Raw genomic sequence first — 3,208 nt, 5'->3', positions numbered from 1 at the left:
GTCTGTACCGTAAGCGAGACACCGAAGCTTATCTGTAAAAATTCTTTCTTCTGGCAAAAAACCTAGCAACCCTTTGCAAAAATCTTTGTATTTATCGGGTAATTCAGATGGCAATCGATAATTCGAAACGAGAAATTGGTTTGCTAAAGCAGGAGTCATATTGATCTCGAACAAGAAATTTCAAAAAAACACACCGCAAACTAAGAATCTCAAATCGAATTTGCAATGCTTTTCCAGCGATCTCATCCCTGAAGACAAGAATGAAGTATCCATCAATTGCTCAAAGGAAACTGATCAAAATCCATTTAGTGAGATTAGAATCTTAGGACCGCCCATTTCCCTTGCTTTTCTTTCATGGCTGTTGCATATTTTAAATTCATCACTAAATGCGCATATATTGATTTTAAAATTTAATGAAATTAGAACCGCAATTTACCAACATCAATGGCCAACACCTGCAAGCGTTGTTGACCAAACAAATTGTTTTCCTAGATGGTGCAATGGGTACCATGATTCAGGGATACCATTTAGGAGAGGAAGACTTTCGGGGTTCTTTTTACCATGAGCATACCCAAGCACTGCAAGGAAACAATGATCTACTCTCTATTACCAAATCTGAGGTCATTAAAGATATTCACCTCAATTTTTTGCGAGCCGGTGCAAACATCATTGAAACCAATACCTTCAACGCAAACCGTATCTCCCAAGCAGACTACCAGCTAGATTCTGAAGTCTACAAAATCAATCTTCATGCAGCCCAAGTTGCTAGAGATGCTCTAAATTCATTCAAGCTTGAAAACCCCTCCCACCCCGCCTTTATCGCAGGCGCGATCGGCCCAACGAATCGAACCACCTCCATGTCCCCAGATGTGAACAACCCAGCTTATCGAGCGGTCAATTTTGATGAAGTAGTCATTGCTTACAAGGAACAGGTGGAAGCAATGGTTGAAGGAGGGGTAGACCTTCTTTTGTGTGAGACCAGCTTTGACACCTTGAACATGAAAGCTGCGATCTATGCGATTGAGCAGGTATTTGAAGAACAAAATATTCTGCTACCACTATTCTTATCCGTGACCATTACTGACGCCTCGGGAAGAACTCTCTCTGGTCAGACTCTGGAAGCTTTTTATAACTCCATTGAGCACGCCAATCCAATCGCAGTCGGGATCAATTGTGCGCTTGGCGCTCAAGAGATGAGACCATTCCTCGAAGAATTAAGCACAAAATCTAAATTTTTCATGGGTTGTTATCCCAATGCAGGTTTGCCAAATGCGATGGGTGAATACGATCAGACCCCTGAAGAGTTTGCTAATTTTCTAAAGAATTTCGCAGGGCAAAGATGGATGAATATTATGGGTGGTTGCTGCGGCACCACCCCTGATCATATAAGACAAATGGTGGTAACTGTCCAAAATATGCCACCCAGAAAGCTTGAGAATATTAGTACCTTCAGCAGATACGCTGGTCTTGAGCCCTTGAACGCCACCACAGACAAAGGCTTTCTCTTGATTGGAGAAAGAACCAACGTAACCGGCTCACCAAAATTCAAAAAATTGATTTTGAATGAGGCCTTTGATGAAGCACTCTCCATAGCCCGCCAGCAAGTTGAAGCAGGAGCTGATGTTATCGATGTGAATTTCGATGAGGCCCTTTTGGACGGCGAGGCCTCAATGACACACTTTCTAAACCTGATCGCCTCGGAGCCAGACATTGCCCGGGTGCCGATCATGATAGACAGTTCAAAATGGTCTGTGATTGAAGCGGGTTTGAAATGTGTTCAAGGGAAAGCTTTAGTCAATTCAATTTCGCTGAAAGAAGGTGAGGAAGTTTTCCTTCGTCAGGCCAAAACTCTTCGCAGATATGGCGCTGCTGCTGTTGTGATGGCCTTCGATGAACAAGGTCAGGCTGCCTCCAAAGAAGAAAAAATTCGAATTTGCCAAAGAGCCTATAAACTTTTGACAGAATCAATCGAATTTCCTCCATCGGACATCATCTTTGATCCAAATATACTGACGGTGGCAACCGGTATGGAAGAGCATAACAACTATGCTCTCGATTTCATTGAAGCTACCAGAGAAATCAAGCAAGTCTGCCCAGGAGCAAAAGTTAGCGGAGGGATTTCTAACATCTCGTTCTCTTTTCGTGGGAATAACCCTGTACGAGAAGCAATGCACTCAGCGTTTCTGTACCATGCCATCCAAGCAGGAATGGACATGGCAATTGTCAACGCTGGGATGCTTGCAGTCTATGAGGAAATCCCCTCGGAACTCTTGGAAAAAGTAGAAGACGTCTTACTGAACCGAAGAGATGATGCAACAGAGCGTTTGATTGAATTTGCCGAAGGCTATCAAAGTGGTGCAAAATCTGAGAAAAAAACTCTTGCTTGGCGAGAAGGAACTGTCCAGGAACGGCTGACTCATTCTTTGGTCAAGGGTATCACAGAATTCATCCAAGAAGATACAGAGGCAGCACGACAATTATTTGATCGGCCTCTTGAAATCATTGAGGGACCTCTCATGGACGGAATGAGGATTGTGGGAGATCTTTTCGGTGAAGGGAAGATGTTTCTTCCACAAGTTGTCAAAAGCGCGAGAGTAATGAAGCAAGCCGTTGCCTACCTACTACCTTTCATGGAGCAAGAAAAACAGAAAAATTCTGAATCTTCTGCTAGAGCTAAGATCTTGCTAGCCACCGTGAGAGGAGACGTCCATGACATTGGAAAGAATATTGTGGGGGTTGTGCTGGCCTGCAACAACTACGAGGTGATCGACCTTGGTGTGATGGTACCTTGTGAAAAGATCCTGCAAACAGCGAAAGATCAACAAGTAGACATCCTGGGATTATCTGGTTTGATCACACCATCTCTTGATGAAATGGTTCACGTATCCAGAGAAATGGAACGTGAAAACCTTCATCTGCCACTGTTAATTGGAGGAGCCACCACGAGTGCAGCTCATACAGCCATAAAGATAGCACCCTCTCGCTCAGATCCAGTCATTCATGTTCTTGACGCCTCTCGGGTAGTTAATGTTGTGTCAAAGTTGCTGAACCAAAAACAATCCGATGAGTTCATTGCTGAAATTCAAATAGAACAGGAAAAGAGAAGAGAGGCATATTTCAAGAAAAGTGGGCGAAGACAGTTAGTAAGCTTAGAAGAGGCCAGAAAACGGAATGTTCCGATTGACTGGAAGCAGACTACAATTCCTAT

The 3,208-nt window shown here is 43.5% G+C and carries 1 protein-coding gene; it reads left to right on the top strand.

Translation table 11 applies throughout. The annotated features are described in order from the left end of the window. Nucleotides 1-413 precede the first annotated feature (413 nt). The coding region (gene metH, locus P8O70_01405) for a methionine synthase (GenBank protein MDG2195540.1) at nucleotides 414-3,208 on the top strand (2,795 nt) is incomplete at its 3' end.

Source organism: SAR324 cluster bacterium (genome assembly GCA_029245725.1).
Classification (GTDB): Bacteria; SAR324; SAR324; order SAR324; family NAC60-12; genus JCVI-SCAAA005.
The sequence above is the reverse complement of the archived record's forward strand: the minus strand, read 5'-3'. Positions and strand labels throughout refer to the sequence as shown.